This window comes from Streptomyces sp. NPDC051913, assembly GCF_044593635.1.
Lineage (GTDB): Bacteria > Actinomycetota > Actinomycetes > Streptomycetales > Streptomycetaceae > Streptomyces.
The window spans coordinates 275,047-298,247 of sequence record NZ_JBIUCI010000010.1; the positions used below are offsets into that span (position 1 = coordinate 275,047).

The window sequence follows — 23,201 nt, forward strand, 5'->3', positions numbered from 1 at the left end:
GCGGGTTTTAAGGCTCGTCTCACGTTCCCTCGTTAATCTGCCGGGCCATCAGGACTGTGCCAGGACGACGAGGAGGACGGACGTGTCACGCGGAGGTCAGGGACTGGCCCGGGTGGCCGTGGTCGTGCGCGCCGGAGCAGCGCCGCTGTGGTGGGCCGGGGTGTTCGCGGCGGGCGTGGGAGTGCTGGTTCCGGGGCTCACCGGGCGCCGGATCGGGGTGATGGCGGGCGCGGCGCTGTTCATCGTCGCCGCGGCCGTCGTGGCGTACCGCCGCCGTAAGCGCTACACCGCACTGAGCGGCGGTGCCGCCCGGGCCGGCAAGCACGACGTGCTCCAGGACCGGGCCGTGACCGTGCGCAACTGGCGGCACGGACACCGCTGGTGGCTGCTGCTCGCCTGGCTGGTGGCGCTCGGCGCCAACTTCGCCGTGCCCGTCGCGGGCGGGCTGCTGCTCGCCGGGACCGGTGCCGGGCTGCGGCTGAAGGCCGCGTGGCTCGGACGGCGCGAGCGGGCCGGGGACGCGCTGCTGTGGGTGCGGGTCGACTGGCTCGACGCGCGCGGCGGACGCCCGGCCGGCAAGGCGGTCAAGGCGTACCGCGGCACGGGCGTCGCGGCGGGCGACGCGGCCCCGGGCGGGGCGCGCCGCCGCACCACGGCACTGGTCTGAGGGACCCTCGCCTCAGACCTCCAGCTCCTCCTCGATCTTCTTCAGCTGGTGACGGGCCATCGCCAGGTTGGCGCGCTTGGCGTCCAGGACCAGGTACATGAAGAGTCCGTTGCCGCTGCGTCCGCTGATCAGCCGGATCAGGTGGTACTGGTCGGACAGGGTGATCAGGATGTCCTCGATCTGGCCCTTGAGCCCGAGGTGCTCCATGGTGCGCATCTTGGAGCGGACGACATCGGTGTTGCCGGCGGCGGCCACGCTGAGGTCGAAGCTCTTGCTGCCGCCCATCGTGCCGAGCGCCATCCCGCTGGTGTAGTCGACCAGCGCGACGCCGGTCGCGCCCTCGATGGAGGCGAGGCACTCCTTGAGGGACGTTTCGGTGTTGGCCATGACTGTCTGCCCTTCTGGTGGATTCAACTGTCCGTTGAGGTACGTGCGTTGGTCGTACGAGGAGCGCGCGCCGTTCTGGTCCGGGCGGGCGCTCTCGCGGGCTTCGTGACGGGCGCCTCGGCGGGCGCCCGGGAGTCGAGGAGCTCCCCGATGCGGGCACCCGCGCGGCGGCCCTCCAGATGGAGGCGGCCGGCGTTGACCCGGTCCTGGGCGAGCAGGGTGAGCACGGCCGTGCGGCCCGCCGCGTACGTCGCCACATAGCCGTACGCGCCGCGCACCGTCAGCTCCCGGAACTCCCCCTGCCCGGTCGCGTCCGTCAGCCGCACGGCGACGCCGAGCGCCGCCGCGGTGAGCGCGGCCATGCCGTCGGGCTCGACACCCGGGGTGTCCTGGGCGAGGACGAGCCCGTCCACGCTCGCCGCCAGGGCCCCGGTGAGATACGGCACCCGGCTCCTCAGCCGCCGCAGTTCGTCCACGATGTCGGGTTCGGCCGCCATGTCACTCCTCTCGGCGCGGGCGCGTTGTCGTTCAAAGGGACTCCAGCGCATCCCTGAGCCTTTTCAGCAGCGTGATGTCGGGGTCGGTGGTCTCGGGCCTGACCGGTTCGGCGGGTCGCAGGGCGCCGCGCACCAGGACCCCGGCCGCCGCGAGCCGCCGGACGTCCACCAGGGTGTGGAACGCCGGGCGGCCCATCGCGCGGGCGATGTCCGGTGCCGTGCGCACGCCGTCCACCAGGTGCACCACCGCCCGCTGCCGGGCGGTGAGCCCGGGGACGGCGACGGTGTCGGCGCGCAGCAGCGGGGCCTCGTCGGTGGCCGGGTCGGGCCAGATGCGGTGCAGCAGATCGCGGCGACGCAGCGTCTCGTGCTCCAGGGCGGCGACCGGGACCGTGCGCACCGCGCCGATCCGGCCCGGGCTCGTGTACCGGAAGCGGCCCGGGGTGCTGCTGGGGGCGAGCGCGAAGTAGGCGGCGTCGTAGAGCGCTTCGAGATGGCACAGCTCCAGCGCGCCCCGGGTGAGCCGGCCGCGGCCGACCAGCAGCAGACCGGCGCCCGGTTCCTGAGCCGCCTCGTCGGCGGCCTGTCGCCAGGTGTCCGCGTCGAGGGTGCCGTGGGCCGTGAGCAGGGCGCCGAGGCCGGGGGCCGCGGGGCTCTCGGCGTGCACGACCCGGCCCTCGGTCAGATGCAGGGTGCCGCGCTCGCGGAGCAGGACGCCGGTGGCCCGCTCGGCGGCGAGCCGGGTCAGCATCGGGGAGACGCCGCCCCAGGCGCGCTCACGGGCATCCGCCTTGTCCCGTACCGGCAGCCGGGGCGGTGGCGTGGTCCTCACCGCGGTCACCCGAGGACCAGCCGTCCGGTCATCTCGCCGAGCCGGATCCGGGCCAGCGCGAGGTTGCCCTCCACGCGGGCCAGCCACAGATGGAGGAAGACGCTGCTGTCGAAGGACGTCTGTACGAAGCACAGGACGTGGTAGCTGTCCCGGTTGCTGATGATGACGTCCTCGACCGGGGGGTCGGTGACATCGTCGTCCGGCGCGAACGCCCGGTGCTCGGCGGCCAGCCGGGCCAGCTCGGCGGCCTCGGCCGCGGCCGTCTCGTGGTCGCCGCCCGGTGACTCGCCGGCGGTGCCGAGGGCCAGCCCGCTCGTCCAGTCGACCAGCGCGGCACCCCGGGCACCGGGTAGTTGCATGACTTCCGACAGACACTCGTCGATACCGGGCACCGTGAGTTCCCCTCCCGCCTGGGGTTCGGCTGAGTGACGCCGAAACTACGCAGGGTGTGCGTGAGGGGTGAGGGTTATGGCATTTTCCGGTGGAACATGCGTCAGATGACTAAGGTGGGTCAACTGGGCTCGTTTTCCGAACGGTTGAGCCCCATGTCCACCGGCGTGCGTCAACGGCGCCCGGCTGCTCAGAGGGTGGTGAGGGCCGAGGCGTGCGCCCCTCCGGACTCGGCCACGATCTCGTCGAGCGTCTGCGGAGTGCGGACGGTCGCGAAGGCGACCCCCACGCCGTCGCCGTCGCTCGGTGCGAATCCGTAGATGCCCGGCCGCGCGAGGGAGTTGTACGCGTAGTGGTGCGCGAAGTAGTACGCCCCCGTGTCCAGCGCCGCCGCGTAGTCGCCCTGCTCCAGCAGGGGCAGCGCCCTGCCCTCGGCGAGCAGGTCGCCGGAGAAGCAGGCCGGCCCCGCGACGTCCTGCACCACGTCGGGCCCCTCCTTCGGCCGCCCCTTCCCGTCGTACGCGGCGATCCTCAGCGGCCACGACCCCGGCACGTACACCGTCCGCGTCGCCACCTGCACGCCCGCGTGCGTCACCGCCACCGCCCGCCCGCCCGCGCTCTTCGTGTACTCCACCCGCGCCACGACCGTCCCGTGCTTGGCCAGCAGCGACCGCCCGAACTCGGTCACCAGCCCGTAGCGACCGTCGAACAGTCCCGGCACCGCCTCGCTCAGCAGCCGGGCGTACTGCGCGTACGTCGGCGCCGTCTCGTCCGAGCCGAAGTTCACCGGCAGTCCGCCACCGATGTCGATCGTGTCGATCTGCGGGCGCCCGACGTGCCGGTTGATCTCCTCGGCGAGCGCGTACGTCTCCGCCACGCCCCGCGCCATCAGGGACAGCGGGATGCCCTGGGAGCCGGTGTGCGCGTGCAGCCGGTTCAGCCAGGGCCGGTCGGCGTAGGCGCGCAGCAGCCACTCCCGGGCGCCGGGGTCACGCAGCGCCACCCCGAACTTCGAGGTCGCCGTCGCCGTCGAGGTCGCCCCGATGGAACCCCCGCCGACCTGCGGATTCACCCGGATCCCGAGGGGGGACCGGCCGGCCGCGGACCTGATCAGGGCGTCGATGCGGTCCAGCTCCTGCGGGTTGTCCGCGTTCACGGCGATTCCGAGGGCGAGGGCCTCCCGCAGCTCGGCGGGCGTCTTCGCGGGCGAGTCCAGGACGGTCTCCCGCGGGGTCAGCCCCGCCGCCCGCGCCAGCGCCAGCTCGCCCGGGCTCGCCACCTCCGCCCCGATCCCGGCCTCCCGCAGCAGCCGCAGCACCGGCACCAGCGGGGTCGCCTTCACCGCGAACGCGTGCAGCACCGGAGTGCCGGGCGCGGTGACCGCGTCGAAGGCCGCCCGCAGTTCGGCCGCCGACTCCCTGATGCCGGCCACGTCGAGCAGCCCGACGAGGGGGGAGTCGGGCCCCAGCAGCCCCTGCTCCACCGCCGCCCGCACCGCGCCGTCGCGCCGGACGGCGCGCTCACCCCGGCCTTCGTTGTCCATGACGTCCCCCGTCAGGTCGTTGTCCGCACCCATGCGTCCAGCCAAACACCCGCGACGCGCCCGCGCCGGGGGGACCGCGCTATTGACTAGCTCTATTCAGGCGGCGACTATGTGAATAGAGAGCCAAACAGTCCACCAGGAGGCAGACCATGTCAGGACCCCGCCCCGTCCGAGCGCCGCGCGGTACGGAACTGAGCGCCCTGGGATGGCAGCAGGAAGCCGCTCTGCGGATGCTGCAGAACAACCTCGACCCCGAGGTCGCCGAGCACCCCGACAAGCTCGTCGTCTACGGCGGCACCGGCAAGGCGGCCCGCGACTGGCGCTCCTTCGACGCGATGGTCCGCACGCTGCGGACGCTGAAGCAGGACGAGACGATGCTCGTCCAGTCCGGCCGCCCCGTCGGCGTCATGCAGACCCACGAATGGGCCCCGCGCGTCCTCATCGCCAACTCCAACCTGGTCGGCGACTGGGCCAACTGGGAGGAGTTCCGCCGCCTGGAGGCCCTCGGCCTGACCATGTACGGCCAGATGACGGCCGGCTCCTGGATCTACATCGGCACCCAGGGCATCCTCCAGGGCACCTACGAGACCTTCGCCGCGGTCGCCGCGAAGAAGTTCAACGGCACCCTCGCCGGCACGATCACCCTCACCGCCGGCCTCGGCGGCATGGGCGGCGCCCAGCCCCTCGCGGTCACCATGAACGACGGCGTCGCCATCTGCATCGACTGCGACCCCCGCGCCATCGAGCGCCGCATCGAGCACCGCTACCTCGACGTCAAGGCCGACAGCCTGGAGCACGCCCTCCAGCTCGCCGTGGAGGCCCGCGACGCCCGCCGCCCGCTCTCCATCGGCCTGCTCGGCAACGCGGCGGAGCTGTTGCCCCGCATGCTCGCCGAGAGCGCCCCCATCGACATCGTGACCGACCAGACCTCGGCGCACGACCCGCTGGCCTATCTGCCGCTGGGCGTCGACTTCGACGACATGGCGGACGCGGTGGCGAAGGACCCGGCCGGGTTCACGACCCGCGCCCGCGAGTCCATGGCCCGGCACGTCGAGGCGATGGTCGGCTTCATGGACGCCGGTGCCGAGGTCTTCGACTACGGCAACTCGATCCGCGGCGAGGCCCAACTCGCCGGATATGAGCGGGCGTTCGCCTTCCCCGGCTTCGTCCCCGCCTACATCCGCCCCCTCTTCTCCGAGGGCAAGGGCCCCTTCCGCTGGGCCGCCCTGTCCGGCGAGGCCTCCGACATCGCCAAGACCGACAAGGCGATCCTGGACCTCTTCCCGGAGAACGAGTCCCTCGCCCGCTGGATCAAGATGGCCGGCGAGCGGGTCCACTTCCAGGGCCTCCCGGCCCGCATCTGCTGGCTCGGCTACGGCGAACGCGACAAGGCCGGCGATCGCTTCAACGACATGGTGGCCAGCGGTGAGCTGGCGGCCCCGCTGGCCATCGGGCGCGACCACCTCGACTCCGGCTCCGTCGCCTCCCCGTACCGCGAGACCGAGGCCATGCTCGACGGCTCCGACGCGATCGCCGACTGGCCGCTGCTGAACGCCATGGTCAACGTCGCCTCCGGCGCCTCCTGGGTGTCCATCCACCACGGCGGCGGCGTCGGCATGGGCCGCTCCCTCCACGCCGGCCAGGTCACCGTCGCCGACGGCACGAAGCTGGCCGGCGAGAAGATCCGCCGCGTCCTCACCAACGACCCCGGAATGGGCGTCATCCGGCACGTCGACGCGGGCTACGAGATCGCGGAGACGGTGGCGGACGAGCGGGGCGTGCGGGTGCCGATGCGCGAGGGTGACTCGGCGTGACGGAGACGTCCAACGGCAGCTCGTTCCACACCATGTGGCGCGAGCTGCTCCCCATCGGCCGCCACGCCGACTCCCACGGCTACCGCCGCTTCGCCTGGACCGGTGCCGACACGGAATGCCGGGCCTGGTTCCGCACGCAGGCCGAGGACCGCGGCCTGGCCTACGAGGTCGACCGGAACGGCAACCAGTGGGCCTGGCTCGGGGATCCGGCCGCCGGGGACGCCGTCGTCACCGGGTCGCATCTGGACTCCGTGCCCGACGGCGGGGCCTTCGACGGGCCCCTCGGGGTCGTGTCCTCCTTCGCCGCGCTCGACGAACTGCGGGCCCGGCGGGTGGAGCTCACCAAGCCCCTCGCCATCGTCAACTTCGGCGACGAGGAGGGCGCCCGCTTCGGCCTCGCCTGCGTCGGCTCACGGCTCGCCTCCGGACAGCTCACCGTCGAGCAGGCGCACCAGCTGACCGACGGGGACGGCATCACGCTCCCCCGGGCCATGGAAGCCGCCGGGTACGACCCCGACGCCATCGGCGCCGACCCGGAGCGGCTCGGCCGGGTCGGCGCCTTCGTCGAACTGCATGTCGAGCAGGGGCGGGCCCTGGACATCTCCGGCGACCGGGTCGGCATCGCCAGCGCCATCTGGCCGCACGGCCGGTGGCGGTTCGACTTCCGGGGCGAGGCCAACCACGCCGGCACCACCCGCCTCGTCGACCGGCGCGACCCGATGCTGTCCTACGCCGAGACCGTCCTCGCCGCCCGCCGCGAGGCCGAACTCGCCGGTGCCGTCGCCACCTTCGGCAAGATCTCCGTCGAACCCAACGGCGTCAACGCGATCCCCTCCCTCGTACGCGGCTGGCTCGACTCCCGCGCCGCCGACCAGGCGAGCCTCGACCAGGTCGTCGGCGGGATCGAGAAGGCCGCCCGCGCGTACGCCGACGCCCACGGCATCGCGCTCGACATCGTCCGTGAGTCCTTCACGCCCGTCGTCGAGTTCGACCACGCCCTGCGCGACGAACTCGCCCGGATCCTGGGCCGGGACAGCGAGCTGAGGGTCCCCGTCCTGGGTACCGGTGCCGGACACGACGCCGGAATCCTGTCCGGGACGATCCCGACCGCCATGCTGTTCGTACGCAACCCCACCGGCGTCTCGCACTCCCCGGCCGAGTTCGCGGCCGAGGACGACTGCGCCGCCGGGGTCCTCGCCCTCGCCGACGTACTGGAAGGACTGGCCACCACGTGACCACGTACTGGCTGGAGCACGCCTGGCTCGACACCCACGTCGAGCCGGGCGTGGCGGTGGTGACCCGGGACGGCCGCGTCAGCGACGTCCGCACCGGCGTCGACACCCCGCCGCCCGGCGCCGAGATCCTGCGCGGTCTCACCCTCCCCGGCCTCGCCAACGCCCACAGCCACGCCTTCCACCGCGCCCTGCGCGGCACCGTCCAGGTCGGCTCCGGGACCTTCTGGACCTGGCGCGAGGTCATGTACGCCACCGCCGACCGGCTGACCCCGGAGAGCTACCACGCCCTCGCCCGTGCCGTGTACGCCGAGATGGCGCTGGCCGGGGTGACCTGCGTCGGTGAGTTCCACTACCTCCATCACGCCCCCGGCGGCACCCCCTACGCCGACCCCAACGCCATGGGCGAGGCCCTCGTCGCGGCCGCGGCCGACGCCGGCATCCGGATCACCCTCCTCGACACCGCGTACCTCTCCGCGGGCTTCGGGCAGCAGCCCAACACCCATCAGCTCCGCTTCTCCGACGGCACCGCGGACGCCTGGGCCGAACGCTGTTCACTTCTCAAGGAACGGGATCACGCGCGGATCGGCGCCGCCATCCACTCCGTACGGGCCGTGCCCGCGGGGCAGTTGGCGACCGTGGCCGAATGGGCCGAGGCCCGGCGGGCCCCGCTCCACGTCCACCTGTCCGAGCAGACCGCCGAGAACGACGCCTGCCGCGAGGCCCACGGGTGCACGCCGACTCGGCTCCTCGCCGACCACGGTGTCCTCGGCCGCCGCACCACCGGCGTCCACAACACCCACCTCACCGACGAGGACATCGCCCTGATCGGCGGCTCCGGGACCGGTACGTGCATGTGCCCGACCACCGAGCGGGACCTCGCCGACGGCATCGGACCGGCCGTCGCCCTGCAGAAGGCCGGCTCGCCGCTCTCCCTCGGCTCCGACAGCCACGCCGTCATCGACCTGCTCGAAGAGGCACGGGCGATGGAGCTCGACGAGCGGCTGCGCACCCGCACCCGGGGTCACTGGACCGCGGCGGCGCTGCTGCGGGCCGCCTCCGCCGACGGCCACGCGGCCCTCGGCTGGGACGAGGCGGGCACCATCGAGCCCGGCGCCCTCGCCGACCTCACGACCGTCGCGCTCGACTCGGTCAGAACAGCGGGGCCGCTGCCCAGGCTCGGCGCCGAGACGGCCGTATTCGCGGCGACGGCAGCGGACGTACGGCACACCGTCGTGGGCGGACGGCACATCGTGCGCGACGGGGCGCACACCCTCGTACCGGACGTGCCGCAGGCTCTCGCGCGGGCCGTCGAAGCCCTCCGCTCCTGAAGACGACCGACAAGGACGCCATGAGCAGCACCGTCATCACCAACATCGCCGCGCTCGTCACGAACGACCCCTCCCTCGGTGACGGCTCCCCCCTGGGCCTGATCCAGGACGCGGCCGTCGTCATCGACGGCGACCGCGTCGCGTGGACCGGTGAATCAAGCAAAGCACCCGCCACTGACAACCGGGTCGACGCGGGCGGCCGTGCGGTGCTCCCCGGCTTCGTCGACTCCCACTCCCACCTCGTCTTCGCCGGTGACCGCACCCAGGAGTTCAACGCCCGGATGTCGGGCCGCTCGTACACCGCCGGCGGCATCCGTACGACGGTCGCCGCGACGCGGGCCGCGAGCGACGCCGAACTCGAAGCGAACCTCACCCGCTATCTCGCCGAGGCCCTGCGTCAGGGCACGACGACCTTCGAGACGAAATCCGGCTACGGCCTGACCACCCACGACGAGTCCCGCGCCCTGCGCATCGCCGCCGCCCACACCGACGAGGTCACCTACCTCGGCGCGCACATCGTCTCCCCGGACCACGCGGACGACCCGGCGGCGTACGTCGCCCTCGTCACCGGCGAGATGCTCGACGCCTGTGCCCCGTACGCCCGTTGGATCGACGTCTTCTGCGAGAAGGGCGCCTTCGACGGCGACCAGGCCCGCGCGATCCTCACCGCAGGCAAGGCCAAGGGGCTGCACCCGCGCATCCACGCCAACCAGCTCTCCCACGGCCCCGGCGTCCAGCTGGCCGTCGAACTGGACGCGGCCAGCGCCGACCACTGCACTCACCTCACGGACGCCGACGTCGACGCCCTCGCGAACGGCGACACCGTCGCCACGCTGCTGCCCGGCGCCGAGTTCTCCACCCGCGCCGAGTGGCCGGACGCCCGTCGGCTCCTGGACGCCGGCGTCACCGTGGCGCTCTCCACCGACTGCAACCCGGGCTCGTCCTTCACCTCGTCCGTCCCGTTCTGCGTCGCGCTCGCCGTGCGGGACATGGGCATGACCCCGGACGAGGCGGTCTGGTCGGCCACGGCGGGCGGCGCGGCGGCCCTGCGCCGCGACGACATCGGCCGCCTCTCCCCGGGCAGCCGGGCTGACCTCACCCTCCTCGACGCCCCGAGCCATGTGCATCTGGCCTACCGGCCCGGAGTACCGCTGGTGAGCGGGGTATGGAAACGGGGCGCGCGCGTCGTCTGACGCACACGCCCCGCACCCGGCAAAAGCCGGAACGACTCAGAGGATCAGGGTCACTCCTCGACCGTCAGCCCTTTTCGCAGCCGTACCAGCGTCCGTGACAGCAGTCGCGACACATGCATCTGTGAGATGCCGAGCTCGTCGCCGATCTCCGACTGGGTCATGCCCGCCACGAAGCGCAGGGAGAGGATCGTCCGGTCCCGGGAGGGGAGGTCGGCGATCAGGGGCTTCAGGGACTCCACGTACTCGATGCCCTCGATGCCGTGGTCCTCGTAGCCGATCCGGTCGGCCAGCGCGCCCTCGGCGTCGTCCTCCTCCGGCTGCGCGTCCAGCGAGGACGCGGTGTACGCGTTGGAGGCGGCCATGCCCTCGACGACCTCGTCCTTCGACAGCCCCAGGCGCTCCGCGAGCTCGCCCACCGTCGGCGCCCGGTCCAGCTTCTGCGCCAGTTCGTCGCCGGCCTTGGCCAGGTCGAGGCGGAGCTCCTGGAGCCTGCGCGGGACCCGCACCGACCACGAGGTGTCGCGGAAGAAGCGCTTGATCTCGCCGATGATCGTCGGCATCGCGAAGGTGGGGAACTCCACGCCGCGGCTCAGCTCGAAGCGGTCGATCGCCTTGATCAGGCCGATCGTGCCGACCTGGATGATGTCCTCCATCGGCTCGCTGCGGGAGCGGAAGCGGGAGGCGGCGAACTTGACCAGGGCCAGGTTGAGCTCGACGAGCGTGTTACGGACGTACGAGTAGTCGTGGGTCCCTTCCTCCAGCGACTCCAGGCGCGCGAAGAGGGTCTTGGACAGAGCCCTCGCGTCCACCGGTCCCACCTCGTCGTACGGGGGGATCTCCGGGAGCCCGGCGAGCGCGTCGTCCGCGTCAGGGCCCGCGAGGGCGTCCTGCTCGATGGGATCAAGCTCTTCCGGGGGGGATGTCGACGTCGCCTTCTGGGTATGCGATGCGTCGAGCCGGGGTGACATGATGTCCTCCATCGTTCTCGGCATGTGGCTGCCGAAGCCGTGCGTGCACTGCGGTGTGCGGCGCCTCCAAAGCCGGCCGTGTCGAGTACGTGTCTCTACTAGCCCTACCCGGTTTCCCGACCTCGCCGCAAGTGCGTTCTGTGGGGAAATGTCCGTTTGTGTGCGGATGTTCGGGTGTCAGGGTGTGTGAGGAAGGCGTAGTGTTCGAGGGCGTCAGCAGCAGCCACGACGTCGGGAGAGAGAGACGGCATGGACCGCGGGACGGTCGGCAGCGCACAGTCTGGCCGGCTTCTGGTCGAGGTGCGAGAAGAGGGCGTCAGCGCCGTCGTGACCCCGGCAGGTGAGTTGGATCACCACACGGCAGATCTGTTGCGTGAGCCACTGGAGGAATGTCTGTCCAAGGGCTTCACCCGCCTGGTGGTCGACTGCTCACGCCTGGAGTTCTGCGACTCCACCGGCCTGAACGTCCTGCTCGGTGCGCGGCTGAAGGCGGAGGCCGCCGGGGGTGGGGTGCATCTCGCCGGGATGCTGCCCGTCGTGGCGCGCGTCTTCGAGATCACGGGCGCCGACGCGGTCTTCACGGTCCATGAAACGCTCGCCGCGGCCCTGGCCGACGAGACCGGCTGAGCCGGCCCGCGCCGACCGCGTGGAGCGCTCCGTCGCCCCAGGCGGGGCGGCGCATTCCGCGGGTCGCGCCTTCCGTGCCGAAACAGGGGGTGTTCTGCCGGTTCGGTCGGGCAGGAGACATCCTGACAGCCGCTCGGCAGACAGCCCGGGGTCGTACGACCCGCGGTTCCGCCTGCGGACGACGTACTGCAACGTGACTATTGAATCGTGAACTGGTGAATCGGTGAGGTGAAGCGCTGATGAGCAGCACCCGGCCTTACTCGCCGGGCGACCGCGGCCCGGGGGCCGACGGCGCTTCCGGGGCGTCCGAAGGGGGTGTGGCCGTGCCGTCTGAGTCCTCGGCGGGCCGGCAGGTCCGCAGACTGAACTTCGACGGCGCGAGCGGTGTCGTCCCGATGGCCCGCGACTTCGCCCGGCAGGCGCTGTACGCGTGGGGCTGGCTGCCAGCCGCCACCGCCGACCAGCGGGCCGCCGCCGAGGACGTGCTGCTGGTCGTCTCCGAGCTGGTCACCAACGCCTGTCTGCACGCCGAGGGCCCGGACGAGCTGTGGATCGCCTGCGACAACAAGGTGATCCGGGTCGAGGTCTCCGACCGCGGCGCCGGCCAGCCCGCCCCCCGCACCCCGCACCGCGCGGGCCGCCCCGGCGGCCACGGCATGTTCATCGTGCAGCGCCTGTGCCTGGACTGGGGCGTCATCCGTACCCCGGGGGGGACCGGCAAGAAGGTGTGGGCGGAACTGGGCGCTCCGGCGTAGCCGCGACGGCGTGGTGACGCACGTCACGCACGCCGATGTCACAGGGGGCCCGCCTCTCTCGTCCTGGATGTGTAAGTCCAAGCGACGGCAGAGGAGCACACCGTGGAAGCCCGCCTCAACCCCTTCGGCGTCCCGCTCATGCGCAAGGTCCTGCCCCACTTCCTCTCGGCGAACAAGGCGCTCGTGGAGTCGGCCCTGCCCGCCGCGACACAGGAACTGGTCAAGATCCGGGCGAGCCAGATCAACGGCTGCGCGGCCTGTCTCGACATGCACACCAAGGAAGCCGCCGCCGCGGGCGAGACCACGGAGCGCCTGCTCATGGTGGCGGCGTGGCGCGAGGCCAAGGCATTCACCGAGGCCGAGCGCGCGGCCCTGGAGCTGGCGGAGGCGGGCACCCGTATCGCCGACGGCGCCGGAGTCCCGGACGAGGTCTGGCGGAACGCCGCGAAGCACTACGACGAGGAGCAGCTGATGGCCCTCGTGATCCTGATCGGCCTCATCAACACCTTCAACCGCATGAACGTCATGATCCGGCAGCCGGGCGGCGACTACGAGGTGGGCATGGTCCAGCACTGACCTCCACCCGAACCCCCTTTCGTGCGCGCCGGATCGCCACAACTCCGGCGCGCTCCGTGTCTTCCTTCCTCACGACCCCGGGCGTACCTTGACGGCCGAATCTGATGTGCCGTCAGAACCGAGGAAGAGGGAGCGGAACCGTGTCGTACCGGAATCGAACCGCCGCGCTCGCGTCCGCCGCGGCCCTGGCCGGGTCGGCGGTGCTGATGGCCGCCCCCGCCGCCCACGCCGAAGTGGTCGACGTCAAGTACCAGTGCAAGACACCGATCGGCGACAAGAGCGCCGTCTCGCCCATCGACATCAAGGGCGTCAAGAGCGGCAGCGGCTACAAGATCACCATGTCGTGGCAGAAGGGCGTCTCCTCCAGCCCGGTCGACCTGGGCAAGGGCGCGATGGCACCGAGCGCCGTCATCGAACTGGGCGGCGCCGACAGCGGCACCCTGAACGTGTCCGGGCCGGCCAACCAGGCGGTCGTTCCCGCCAACACCCCCATCAAGATCAGTGACTTGAGCGGGACGTACACCCCGAAGAAGTCCGGCAAGGTCACCTTCACCGCCGGCGTCCTCACCATCAAGGCACTCGGCACCACGACCACCTGCACCCCGACCAACAGCCCCGGCCCCTCGCTCACCCTGGACGTCACCGCCGCGACCGGCACCCAGAGCGGTTCCGGTTCCGGTTCCGGCACGGACTCCGGCGGCGAACTCCCGCAGACCGGCCCCGAGGACTCGGCGATCGCCCTCGGCACCCTCGGCGGCACGGTGCTGCTCGCGGGCGCGGCGGGCGCGCTGTGGCTGACGCGCAGGCACCAGGCGGCCCGTCGCTGACCTCGCACGCCGTACGACAGCTGGAACCGCGAACAGTACGACAGCTGGAGCCGCCGATGCCGTCCGCCGTCCGTGCCGTCCCCGTCGTCCTCGCCGTGCTGGGGGCGACCGTCCTCACGCTCCTGGTCGTCGCACCTCCGGTGACCGCCGCCGACGGCTGGTCGGCCGCGCCCTCGGGGGAGGCGAGGCCGGCCTTCTACGCGGAGGGCGAGCCCGGCGCGGCGCTCCAGGACACGGTGTCCCTGACCAACCGCGGCCGGACGTCCGTCGAGGTCTCGCTGCGCGCGGCGGGGGCCGAGGTCGCCTTCGCGGAGAGCCGCCTCCGGCTGCCCCCGCGCACCCGCACGGAGGTGCCCTTCACGGTGACGGTCCCGGCCGACGACGCCACCGCCGAACTCGTCGCCCGCGACGCCGACGGCCGCACCCTGCGGGTCGCCCTCCATCTGCGCGCCACCGTCCCGAGGGTCTCCGCGCTGACCGTCGAGCATGTGGCGATCCACGCCGACCGCATCACGTACGAGCTGGTCAACCGCGGTACGACCGCCCTCGTCCCGCGGCTCGCGATCCGCGCCGACGGTCTCCTCGGCCCCCTCCTCGACCGCGCCCCGCGCACCCTGCCCCGCGACCTGGCGCCGGGCCGCCGCCTGAAGCTCAGCGAACCCTGGGACGGGCCCGCCCTGGACTGCGTCGAGGTGCGACTGACGGTCACGGCGACGGGCGGGGCGCGCGACGAGGCGCGGGTGTCGGCGGGCGTCGGGCCGTGGGGCGCGGTGGCGGGCGGCGCGGGGACGGTGGCGGCCGGGGGCGCGCTGTGCGTCGTACGGCGGCTGCTCGTCCTACGACGGCGCAGGCGCTCCGCTGCGGTCCTGCCCGAACCCTCTTGTCCGGGAGCCGAGTTGACGGGAGCGGTGTCGTGAAGCTGCGGATTCTCGGGGCGGCGGTGCTGGCGCTGCTGCTGGCGTCGGTCTCGGTGGGCCCCGTGCAGGCCGCCGAGCGGCCCACCGTCAGGCTCTCCAAGTCGCAGGCCGGGACGGGTGGTTCGGTCACCGTCACCGGCGGCGGATGGCGGGCGAAGGCGTTGCTGATGATCCTGATCTGCGGCCAGTCGGTGCCCGAGCGAGGGGTGCCCGGCGGCACCAACTCCTGCGCCAACGCCGACGGTCGGGCCGTCACCACCGACGCGAAGGGCCGCTTCAGCAGGAAACTGCCGGTCGCCGAACCGCCGGTGCCCTGCCCCTGCGTGGTCCATGTGGCGACGGTGACCGGGGCGAAGGCCGAGGCGGACGCGATCTTCCAGGTGGCCGGGCACGCCGTGGAGCCGCTGCCCGCCGAGACCTCCGGCGGACGGCTGTCCGTCCTCACCGACACCCGACTCGACGGCTCCGGCGGCCTGCTCACCTGGTTCGGCGCGCCACCCGCCCGCACCCTCGTCTTCACCGTCGGCAACGTCGGCACCTCGGCCGTCAAGAACCCCCTCTTCCAGGTCGGCACCTCCCACGGCGTGTTCGCCCCGCAGTGGGAGGAACAGCAGTGGCGCGGCACCATCGAGCCCGGGAAGAAGGCCCGCGTCGAGCTGCCCGTCGAACTGCCGGGCGGCGCCCACGGCGACTACACCGTCTCGCTCAAGTACGGCGGCAAGGTCCTCGCCGAACAGCCCTGGGGGGTCGGCCGGCCCTGGGGCGTGACCCTGTTCTGGGTGCTGGTCTGCCTGGTCGTGCCCGCCGCGCTGTTCCGTGCCGCGATGGCCGTCATCGACCGGGCGCGGCCCCGCCGTCCGGGCCGCCCGTCCCGCGCCGCCGCCCGGCTGCGCATGCCCGAACTCACCCTGCGGCTCCCGGGCGCGCACAGCGGCCCCGCCGAACAGCCGCCCCCCTCCTCGACCCTGCCGTGGTTCACCCCGGACTCCGATCCCGGCGCGGCAGGTCGGCTCTCCGCACCGCACGACGACAGCCCGACGACTCCCACCAGAAAGGGACCCACGTGAGCAAGCGAAGGAGAGCCGTACCGGACCGTGTCAGAGTCGCGCTGGCGCTCTGCGGGGCGGGCGTCCTGATCGGCGTCGCCGTCGCGCCCGCGCAGGCCGCGGAGGTGTCGTACGCGACGCACTGCGTGCCGCCCGCGGGCGTCGGCCTCGACCCCGTGGACGGCACCACCGAGGTGGAGATCACCGCGCCCGCCACCGCCGAGGTCGGCGACGAGGTCGAGGTGGTGTGGAAGTTCGTGCAGGCCGCCTCGAAGAACCCCGACCTCATCGACATCGGGGAGAACCAGGTCAAGCCGTCCGGCACGCTCAAGGCGGCCGGCGCGCAGAGTGCCGCCGTCCCCATGGAGGGGCCGCAGGAGAACCCGCCCATCCCCAAGGGCGGCGACATGGTGCTCTCCGACATGAAGGGCACCCTGAAACTGACCACGGCGGGTGAGGTCACGCTGACGCCGGACGCGTACACCGTCACCGCGTACGGCACGGACACCAAGTGCACGCCGAGCGAGGCCGTTCCCGCCGCGGCGACCATCAAGGTCGAGGCGGGCGACGGAAGTTCACCGACGACCTCCGACGAGCCGACCGACAGCGCGAGCCCGACCCCCAGCGCCTCCGACGAGCCCAGCGAGAGCGCCTCGTCGACCCCGAGCGCCACGGCGTCCGACAGCGGGCAGACCGACTTCACCGGCAAGGTCGTCGACATCCCCTACACCTGCAAGTCGCCCATCGGGGAGCAGAAGGCGACCTCCACGATCCAGATCAACGCCAAGAAGGACGGCGGAAACTTCGCGCTCACCGTGCAGTTCAAGAAGTCGCCGATGAACAGCCCGGCCAACATCCCGAAGGACTCGATCAAGCCGTCGATGCAGGTGGTCCTCGGCGGCGCCGACGAGGGCTCGGTGCGGGTGGAGGGCCCGACCAACGCGGAGGACATCAAGGCGGGCGACCCGATCGAGATCACGGACATGACCGGCACCTACAAGCCGGGGGCGACGGGCGAGTCGACGCTGTCGCCGGGCGTCCTGACGATCGAGGCGCTCGGTACGACCACGACCTGCACCCCGGACTCGACGTCGGTGTCGCTGAAGCTGGACACCACGGCGCAGGAGGGCGGCGCCTCCGGCGGCTCCTCCGCCGGCGGCTCCTCGACCGGAGGCGGCACGTCGGGCGGCCTCGCGGCGACCGGCTCCGAGGACCACGCGGCCCTGAAGGCGCTGGGCCTGGTGGCCGGGACGGCCGTCCTGCTGGGCGCGGCCGTGTTCACGTTCATGCCGGGCAGGCGGCGCGTCTGAGCACCTCCCGAAAACCCGAAGGGCCGCCGCACCGTGGGGTGCGGCGGCCCTTCGCGACAGCGGTGGGTTCAGCGGACGCTGCCCATGAGCTCCTTGACCCGGCTGCGGTACATCCAGACCGCGACACCGGCGACCACGGCGAGCGTGGCCTCCAGAGCGACGATGCCCGTCTTGTTCAGGTCGACGCCCGCGATGGACAGCAGACCCGTGGTCGCGTCACCCGCGGTCACCGCCAGGAACCAGACACCCATCATCTGGGAGGCGTACTTGGCGGGCGCCATCTTCGTCGTCACCGACAGGCCGACCGGGGAGAGCAGCAGCTCACCGACGGTCTGGACGAAGTAGATCGCCACCAGCCAGGCCGCCGCCGCCTTGTGACCGCCCTCGGCGATCGACAGCGGGGCGAGGAACAGGAAGAAGGACGCGCCGACCAGGACCAGGCCCGAGGCGAACTTCACGATCGTGCTCGGCTCCTTGCCGCGCCGGTTCAGGGCGAGCCAGAACCAGGCGAAGACCGGGGCGAGCGCCATGATCAGGACCGGGTTGACCGACTGGTACCAGGAGACCGGGAACTCCCAGCCGAAGATGGTGTTGTCGGCCGAGGAGTCGGCGAAGATCGACAGGGTCGAGCCGCCCTGGTCGTAGATCATCCAGAACACGGCCGCGGCCACGAAGAACCAGATGTACGCCGACATCGAGCGCTGCTCGGTGCGGTCCAGGTCCTTGTCGCGCTTGATGCGGGCCAGCACCATCACCGGGATGATCAGGCCGAGCAGGGTCAGCGGGACCAGGATCCAGTTCAGCGTGTAGTGACCGGAGAAGCCGACGATCGCGTAGAAGACGACGGCGATGGCAGCCCAGATCGCGGCCTTGCGCAGGGTCGAGGCCTTCTCCTGCTCCGACAGCGGCGTCGGGACGACGCTGGAGCGGTCCGCCAGGTGACGGGAGCCGATCAGGAACTGGCCGAGGCCCAGCGCCATGCCGAGCGCGGCGAGCGCGAAGCCCAGGTGCCAGTTGACGTTCTCACCGATGGTGCCGATGACCAGCGGCGCGGCGAACGCGCCGAGGTTGATGCCCATGTAGAAGACGGTGAAGCCACCGTCGCGACGCGGGTCGTCCGGGCCGTCGTAGAGGTGGCCGACCATCGTGGAGATGTTGGCCTTCAGCAGACCGGAGCCGATCGCCACCAGGCCGAGGCCGGCGTAGAAGGTGCCGGAGGACGGCAGGGCCAGGGTGAGGTGGCCGAGCATGATCACGCCACCGGCGACGGCGACGGTCTTGCGGGGGCCCCACACACGGTCGCCGAACCAGCCGCCCGGCAGGGCGAGCAGGTACACCAGGGACACGTACACGGAGTAGATCGCGGTCGCGGTCGCGGCGCTCAGGTGGAGGCCGCCCGGGGCGACGAGGTACAGCGGGAGGAGAGCCCTCATGCCGTAGTAGGAGAAACGCTCCCACATCTCGGTCATGAAGAGAGTGGCCAGTCCGCGGGGGTGGCCGAAGAAGGTCATCTCGGAACCGGGGGTGCCCGGTCGGGCCGAGTCCTTCGTCAGGCTGGACGCCATTGGTCGTTCCTTGCTGGTGGGGACGCACAACGTGCTTCAAGGCTGGCGGTGGCCGGCCCGCACATGAAAGAGACCTTCAGCGTGAACTGCTTTGCCAAAGGTCCCCGTGCTGCAAAAGGCGTCTTTCACCATACGGCAGGACACTGCCGGAAATGGAAGGACTTGAGACATGGATCACAGGTATTCATGGAACCGCGCACACGTTTTCCAAGGGTCTGCACACCCTCTCACCTCTGGTACATAGGTTCGTACCAAATCGCCCCATGGTAAGAATCACGGGCTTGCGATCACACCCCAGCATCTGCATTCCGCGGTCTACCATCAGCTCATGACCCGTGTACTGCTCGCCGAGGACGATGCGTCCATCTCGGAGCCGCTGGCCCGCGCACTGCGCCGGGAAGGGTACGAGGTCGAGGTGCGTGAGGACGGCCCCACCGCACTCGACGCCGGAATGCAGGGCGGTGTCGACCTGGTCGTGCTCGACCTCGGTCTGCCTGGCATGGACGGCCTCGAGGTCGCCCGCCGGCTGCGCGCCGAAGGCCACGCCGTGCCGATCCTCATCCTGACCGCGCGCGCCGACGAGGTGGACACCGTCGTCGGTCTGGACGCGGGCGCCGACGACTACGTCACCAAGCCCTTCCGCCTCGCCGAACTGCTCGCCCGGGTCCGGGCCCTGCTGCGGCGCGGCGCCGCCGAGCCCGCGCAGCCGCCGGCCACCCACGGCGTGCGGATCGACGTCGAGTCGCACCGCGCGTGGATGGGCGACGAGGAGCTCCAGCTCACCGCGAAGGAGTTCGACCTGCTGCGCGTCCTCGTGCGCGACGCGGGCCGGGTCGTCACCCGTGACCAGCTGATGCGCGAGGTCTGGGACACCACCTGGTGGTCCTCCACCAAGACCCTCGACATGCACATCTCCTGGCTGCGCAAGAAGCTCGGCGACGACGCGGCGAACCCCCGCTACATCGCCACCGTGCGCGGTGTCGGCTTCCGGTTCGAGAAGAGCTAGCCGACCCCCGTGCGCCGCCGTCTCATCCAGTCGACGCTCGCCGTCGTCCTCGTCGTCATCGCCGTGTTCGGCGTCTCGCTGGTCATCGTCGAGACCCGGACCATCAGCAACAGCGCCCAGGAACGCGTCGACTCCGAGGCGGTCCGGCTGGCCAGCATCATCGACAGCCGGCTCCTCGGCGAGCAGACCGTCGACGCGGACGTGCTGAAGGACCAGGTCGCGGGGGAGCGGTACGCCGAGATCCGCATCCCCGGCGAGCCCCTCATCGAGGTCGGCACCCGGCCCACCGGTGACGTCATCAGCTCCACCGAGCGGGGCGAGGAGGGCGAGACGGTCACCGTCCAGGAGCCGCGCTCGTCCGTGACCCGCGAGGTCGGCCGGACCCTGCTGATCATCGGGGCGGTGGCCCTCCTCGCGGTGATCGCTGCCGTGCTGCTCGCCGTACGGCAGGCCAACAAGCTGGCCTCACCGCTGACCGACCTCGCCGAGACCGCCGAGCGCCTCGGCTCCGGCGACCCCCGGCCCCGGCACAAGCGGTACGGCGTCCCCGAACTGGACCGGGTCGCCGATGTGCTGGACGGTTCCGCCGAGCGCATCGCCCGCATGCTCACCGCCGAGCGCCGCCTCGCCGCCGACGCTTCCCACCAGCTGCGCACCCCGCTGACCGCGCTCTCCATGCGCCTGGAGGAGATCACCCTCACCGACGACCCGGACACGGTGAAGGAGGAGGCGACGATCGCGCTCACGCAGGTGGAGCGGCTCACCGACGTCGTCGAGCGGCTGCTCACCAACGCCCGCGACCCCCGCACCGGTTCCGCCGTCTCCTTCGACCTCGACGAGGTCATCCAGCAGCAGCTCGCCGAGTGGCGCCCCGCCTACCGCAGCGCGGGCCGGGCCATCGTCAGCTCCGGCAAGCGGCATCTGCGGGCGGTCGGCACGCCGGGCGCGGTCGCGCAGGTGCTGGCGGCGCTGATCGAGAACTCGCTCATGCACGGGGGCGGCACGGTGGCGCTGCGCACGCGTGTCACCGGCAACCAGGCCGTCATCGAGGTGACCGACGAGGGGCCGGGCGTACCGGCCGACCTCGGGGCGCGGATCTTCGAGCGGACGATCAGCGGGCGGAACTCGACGGGGATCGGCCTGGCGGTCGCGCGTGACCTCGCGGAGGCCGACGGGGGGCGCCTGGAGATGCTTCAGGCGCAGCCGGCGGTGTTCGGGCTGTTCCTGTCGCGTACGCCGTTGAAGAAGCCGGCGGTGGATGAGGCCGAGCCCACGGTTCGATAGGGCTTGGGTTGTGTAGCGGGTGCGGGTCGGTGGGGGTTGATCGCGCAGTTCCCCGCGCCCCTAAAGGCCCTTCAGCTGACCCGCTGCTTCGAGCGCGGCCTGCGCTCCGCCTGTGCCAGGATCTCCTCCGCGCTCGCCACCAGCTCCGGGGCCGGCAGGGCCTTGAAGACCCACGTGCGGTACGACCAGAAGCGGAACAGGGTCGCGATGCCGATGCCGAGGAACTTGAAGACGTTGCTCTCCAGCGGGCTGTCCCAGCCGAAGCCGTAGGTCGCCACGTACAGGACGCCGTTCTCGATCACCAGGCCGACCGCGCTGAACAGCAGGAACAGCGTCAGCTCCTTCGTACGGCCGCTCTTGTCGCGGTCGCGGTACGTGAAGTAGCGGAAGCCGATGTAGTTCGAGACGATCGCGACCACCGTCGCGATGACGCTGGCGCGCACCACCTGGAGGTCGGTCGTGTGCCGTACCAGGTTGAAGACGAGCAGGTTGACGAGCAGCCCCGCCCCGCCCACGGCGCCGAACTTGGCGATCTCGTGCACGAGCCTGCGCAGCCCTGAGGAACCACGTCCCATGGAAGTACAGGCCCCCAGTCGGTCGGTTTCGTCAACCCAGCCATGCTAACCATCCCCCCACCCGGTTGCCTGTGGGCGGACCCACACCGCCGTAAAGAAGCTGGTATGAGCGGGGGAAAGTGGCCGGAAAGCAGGCACAGAGGGGGCGGAGGAGGAGCGGAATCCGGCCGCCGTGGCGCGGCCGATACCCTAGGAGCGTGACGTTCCCGGTAGTCGGCATGGTCGGCGGGGGGCAGCTCGCTCGTATGACACACGAGGCGGGCATCCCGCTCGGCATCAGATTCAAGCTCCTCAGTGACACCCCTCAGGATTCCGCGGCGCAGGTGGTGAGCGATGTCGTCATCGGCGACTATCGCGACCTCGACACGCTGCGTGAGTTCGCGAGGGGCTGCGACGTGATCACCTTCGATCACGAACATGTACCCACCGAGCACCTCAGGGCGCTGGAGGCGGACGGCATCCCCGTGCGCCCCGGCCCCGACGCGCTGGTGCACGCCCAGGACAAGGGCGTGATGCGGGCGAGGCTCGACGCGATCGGGGTGCCGTGCCCACGGCACCGGATCGTGAGCGACCCGGCGGACGTGGTGGCGTTCGCCGAGGAGGGCGATGGCTTCCCGGTCGTGCTGAAGACCGTCCGCGGCGGCTACGACGGCAAGGGCGTGTGGGTCGTCGACTCCGTCGAGGAGGCCGAGGACCCCTTCCGGGCCGGTGTGCCCGTCCTCGCGGAGGAGAAGGTCGACTACGTCCGCGAGCTCGCCGCCAATGTCGTCCGGTCCCCGCACGGCCAGGCGGTCGCCTACCCGGTGGTCGAGTCCCAGCAGGTGAACGGCGTCTGCGACACCGTGATCGCCCCGGCCCCCGACCTGGACCCGGCCCTCGGGCTGAAGGCCGAGGAGATGGCGCTGACCATCGCCAAGGAGCTGGACGTCGTCGGCCACCTCGCCGTCGAGCTGTTCCAGACCCGCGACGGCCGCATCCTCGTCAACGAGCTGGCGATGCGCCCGCACAATTCCGGTCACTGGTCGATGGACGGCGCGATCACCAGCCAGTTCGCCAACCACGTCCGGGCCGTCCTCGACCTCCCGCTCGGCGACCCGCGCCCGCGCGCCCGGTGGACGGTCATGGTCAACGTCCTCGGCGGCGACTACCCGGACATGTACTCCGCGTACCTGCACTGCATGGCCCGCGACCCCCAGCTCAAGATCCACATGTACGGCAAGGACGTGAAGCCCGGACGCAAGGTCGGCCACGTCAACACCTACGGCGACGACCTGGACGACGTCCTGGAGCGCGCACGCCACGCAGCCGGTTACCTGAGAGGCACGATCACCGAATGAGCCCTGTCGTAGGCATCGTCATGGGGTCGGACTCCGACTGGCCCGTCATGGAGGCCGCCGCCCAGGCCCTCGACGAGTTCGAGATCGCGTACGAGGTCGACGTCGTCTCGGCCCACCGCATGCCGCGCGAGATGATCGCGTACGGCGAGGAGGCGGCCGGGCGGGGCATCAAGGCGATCATCGCCGGTGCCGGTGGTGCCGCCCACCTGCCGGGCATGCTCGCCTCCGTCACCCCGCTGCCCGTCATCGGCGTCCCGGTCCCGCTGAAGTACCTCGACGGCATGGACTCGCTGCTCTCCATCGTGCAGATGCCGGCCGGGGTGCCCGTCGCCACCGTCTCCGTCGCCGGCGCCCGCAACGCGGGCCTGCTCGCGGCCCGGATCCTCGCCACCTCCGACGAGGAACTCCTCGGCCGGATGAAGGAGTTCCAGCAGGAGCTCAACGACCAGGCCACGGAGAAGGGCAAGCGGCTGCGCGCCAAGGTCGAAGGACCGGGCAACGGCTTCGGCTTCGGGAAGTGAC

24 protein-coding genes are annotated in these 23,201 nt (G+C 71.6%); 16 read left to right on the top strand and 8 right to left on the bottom strand.

Annotated features, from left to right (window positions below):
- Positions 1-82: 82 nt before the first annotated feature.
- Positions 83-667, top strand: coding sequence for a hypothetical protein (locus tag ACIHIX_RS29410; protein WP_399961306.1), 585 nt, complete (start codon positions 83-85; stop codon positions 665-667).
- A gap of 12 nt (positions 668-679) precedes the next feature.
- Here the strand turns inward: ACIHIX_RS29410 and ACIHIX_RS29415 are convergent, their stop codons facing one another.
- From ACIHIX_RS29415 to ACIHIX_RS29435, 5 genes are all read right to left on the bottom strand, one after another.
- Positions 680-1,054, bottom strand: a complete 375-nt coding sequence (locus tag ACIHIX_RS29415; RefSeq protein WP_399961307.1) for a hypothetical protein — start codon at positions 1,052-1,054, stop codon at positions 680-682.
- A 23-nt stretch (positions 1,055-1,077) separates the two neighbouring features.
- A complete protein-coding gene (locus ACIHIX_RS29420) occupies positions 1,078-1,551 on the bottom strand; it encodes a roadblock/LC7 domain-containing protein (RefSeq protein ID WP_399961309.1) in 474 nt (157 codons plus the stop codon).
- Positions 1,552-1,582: 31 nt separating this feature from the next.
- A complete protein-coding gene (locus ACIHIX_RS29425; protein WP_399961311.1) occupies positions 1,583-2,392 on the bottom strand; it encodes a transcriptional regulator in 810 nt (269 codons plus the stop codon).
- On the bottom strand, positions 2,389-2,775 hold the full coding sequence (locus ACIHIX_RS29430) for a hypothetical protein (RefSeq protein WP_399961313.1): 387 nt from the start codon (positions 2,773-2,775) through the stop codon (positions 2,389-2,391). Before ACIHIX_RS29430 ends, ACIHIX_RS29425 begins: the two co-directional genes overlap by 4 nt.
- Positions 2,776-2,963: 188 nt before the next feature.
- A complete protein-coding gene (locus ACIHIX_RS29435; RefSeq protein WP_399961315.1) occupies positions 2,964-4,349 on the bottom strand; it encodes a diaminopimelate decarboxylase in 1,386 nt (461 codons plus the stop codon).
- Between the two features lie 116 nt (positions 4,350-4,465).
- Between ACIHIX_RS29435 and hutU the strand changes: the two genes are divergently transcribed.
- The 4 genes from hutU to hutI are packed head-to-tail and all read left to right on the top strand — an operon-like array spanning position 4,466 to position 9,886.
- A complete protein-coding gene (hutU, locus tag ACIHIX_RS29440) occupies positions 4,466-6,130 on the top strand; it encodes a urocanate hydratase (protein WP_399961317.1) in 1,665 nt (554 codons plus the stop codon).
- 32 nt (positions 6,131-6,162) lie between these two features.
- On the top strand, positions 6,163-7,365 hold the full coding sequence (locus tag ACIHIX_RS29445) for an allantoate amidohydrolase (RefSeq protein ID WP_399961471.1): 1,203 nt from the start codon (positions 6,163-6,165) through the stop codon (positions 7,363-7,365).
- Positions 7,362-8,693, top strand: a complete 1,332-nt coding sequence (locus tag ACIHIX_RS29450; protein ID WP_399961319.1) for a formimidoylglutamate deiminase — start codon at positions 7,362-7,364, stop codon at positions 8,691-8,693. The genes ACIHIX_RS29445 and ACIHIX_RS29450 overlap by 4 nt, the downstream gene beginning before the upstream one ends.
- Before the next feature lie 20 nt (positions 8,694-8,713).
- Complete coding sequence (gene hutI / locus ACIHIX_RS29455) at positions 8,714-9,886, top strand: imidazolonepropionase (protein WP_399961321.1); 1,173 nt, start codon at positions 8,714-8,716, stop codon at positions 9,884-9,886.
- Between the two features lie 50 nt (positions 9,887-9,936).
- On the opposite strand, the gene ACIHIX_RS29460 is transcribed toward hutI, so the two are convergent.
- Positions 9,937-10,866, bottom strand: a complete 930-nt coding sequence (locus tag ACIHIX_RS29460) for an RNA polymerase sigma factor SigF (protein WP_399961323.1) — start codon at positions 10,864-10,866, stop codon at positions 9,937-9,939.
- A gap of 237 nt (positions 10,867-11,103) precedes the next feature.
- Between ACIHIX_RS29460 and ACIHIX_RS29465 the strand changes: the two genes are divergently transcribed.
- The 7 genes from ACIHIX_RS29465 to ACIHIX_RS29495 all read left to right on the top strand — a co-directional run bounded on the left by ACIHIX_RS29465 (position 11,104) and on the right by ACIHIX_RS29495 (position 16,912).
- Complete coding sequence (locus tag ACIHIX_RS29465; protein WP_399961325.1) at positions 11,104-11,481, top strand: STAS domain-containing protein; 378 nt, start codon at positions 11,104-11,106, stop codon at positions 11,479-11,481.
- A gap of 239 nt (positions 11,482-11,720) precedes the next feature.
- Positions 11,721-12,236: an ATP-binding protein gene (locus tag ACIHIX_RS29470; RefSeq protein ID WP_399961327.1), complete on the top strand. Its 516-nt coding sequence runs from the start codon at positions 11,721-11,723 to the stop codon at positions 12,234-12,236.
- Positions 12,237-12,338: 102 nt separating this feature from the next.
- Entirely contained in the window at positions 12,339-12,812 is a 474-nt protein-coding gene (locus tag ACIHIX_RS29475; protein WP_399961329.1) for a carboxymuconolactone decarboxylase family protein, read from the top strand.
- Positions 12,813-12,952: 140 nt separating this feature from the next.
- The gene (locus ACIHIX_RS29480; RefSeq protein WP_399961331.1) at positions 12,953-13,639 is read left to right on the top strand and encodes an LPXTG cell wall anchor domain-containing protein; all 687 of its coding nucleotides are present in this window, start codon (positions 12,953-12,955) and stop codon (positions 13,637-13,639) included.
- 56 nt (positions 13,640-13,695) lie between these two features.
- Complete coding sequence (locus ACIHIX_RS29485; protein ID WP_399961334.1) at positions 13,696-14,556, top strand: hypothetical protein; 861 nt, start codon at positions 13,696-13,698, stop codon at positions 14,554-14,556.
- Complete coding sequence (locus tag ACIHIX_RS29490; RefSeq protein ID WP_399961336.1) at positions 14,553-15,623, top strand: hypothetical protein; 1,071 nt, start codon at positions 14,553-14,555, stop codon at positions 15,621-15,623. Before ACIHIX_RS29485 ends, ACIHIX_RS29490 begins: the two co-directional genes overlap by 4 nt.
- Complete coding sequence (locus tag ACIHIX_RS29495; protein ID WP_399961338.1) at positions 15,620-16,912, top strand: hypothetical protein; 1,293 nt, start codon at positions 15,620-15,622, stop codon at positions 16,910-16,912. The genes ACIHIX_RS29490 and ACIHIX_RS29495 overlap by 4 nt, the downstream gene beginning before the upstream one ends.
- Positions 16,913-16,980: 68 nt before the next feature.
- Here the strand turns inward: ACIHIX_RS29495 and ACIHIX_RS29500 are convergent, their stop codons facing one another.
- A complete protein-coding gene (locus ACIHIX_RS29500; protein WP_399961340.1) occupies positions 16,981-18,477 on the bottom strand; it encodes an oligopeptide:H+ symporter in 1,497 nt (498 codons plus the stop codon).
- Between the two features lie 328 nt (positions 18,478-18,805).
- Here ACIHIX_RS29500 and ACIHIX_RS29505 point away from each other — a divergent pair, with 328 nt between their 5' ends.
- Positions 18,806-19,483: a response regulator transcription factor gene (locus ACIHIX_RS29505; protein WP_016436346.1), complete on the top strand. Its 678-nt coding sequence runs from the start codon at positions 18,806-18,808 to the stop codon at positions 19,481-19,483.
- A 9-nt stretch (positions 19,484-19,492) separates the two neighbouring features.
- Positions 19,493-20,767: an ATP-binding protein gene (locus ACIHIX_RS29510; protein WP_399961342.1), complete on the top strand. Its 1,275-nt coding sequence runs from the start codon at positions 19,493-19,495 to the stop codon at positions 20,765-20,767.
- Positions 20,768-20,838: 71 nt separating this feature from the next.
- Here ACIHIX_RS29510 and ACIHIX_RS29515 read toward each other — a convergent pair whose 3' ends face one another.
- Complete coding sequence (locus ACIHIX_RS29515) at positions 20,839-21,342, bottom strand: GtrA family protein (RefSeq protein WP_387778188.1); 504 nt, start codon at positions 21,340-21,342, stop codon at positions 20,839-20,841.
- Positions 21,343-21,539: 197 nt separating this feature from the next.
- Between ACIHIX_RS29515 and ACIHIX_RS29520 the strand changes: the two genes are divergently transcribed.
- Both ACIHIX_RS29520 and purE read left to right on the top strand, forming a co-directional pair.
- Positions 21,540-22,679, top strand: coding sequence for a 5-(carboxyamino)imidazole ribonucleotide synthase (locus ACIHIX_RS29520; protein ID WP_329338322.1), 1,140 nt, complete (start codon positions 21,540-21,542; stop codon positions 22,677-22,679).
- Positions 22,676-23,200 (top strand): 5-(carboxyamino)imidazole ribonucleotide mutase, encoded by a 525-nt coding sequence (purE, locus tag ACIHIX_RS29525; protein WP_399961346.1) that lies wholly within the window; start codon positions 22,676-22,678, stop codon positions 23,198-23,200. The genes ACIHIX_RS29520 and purE overlap by 4 nt, the downstream gene beginning before the upstream one ends.
- The last annotated feature ends 1 nt before the right edge of the window (position 23,201 follow it).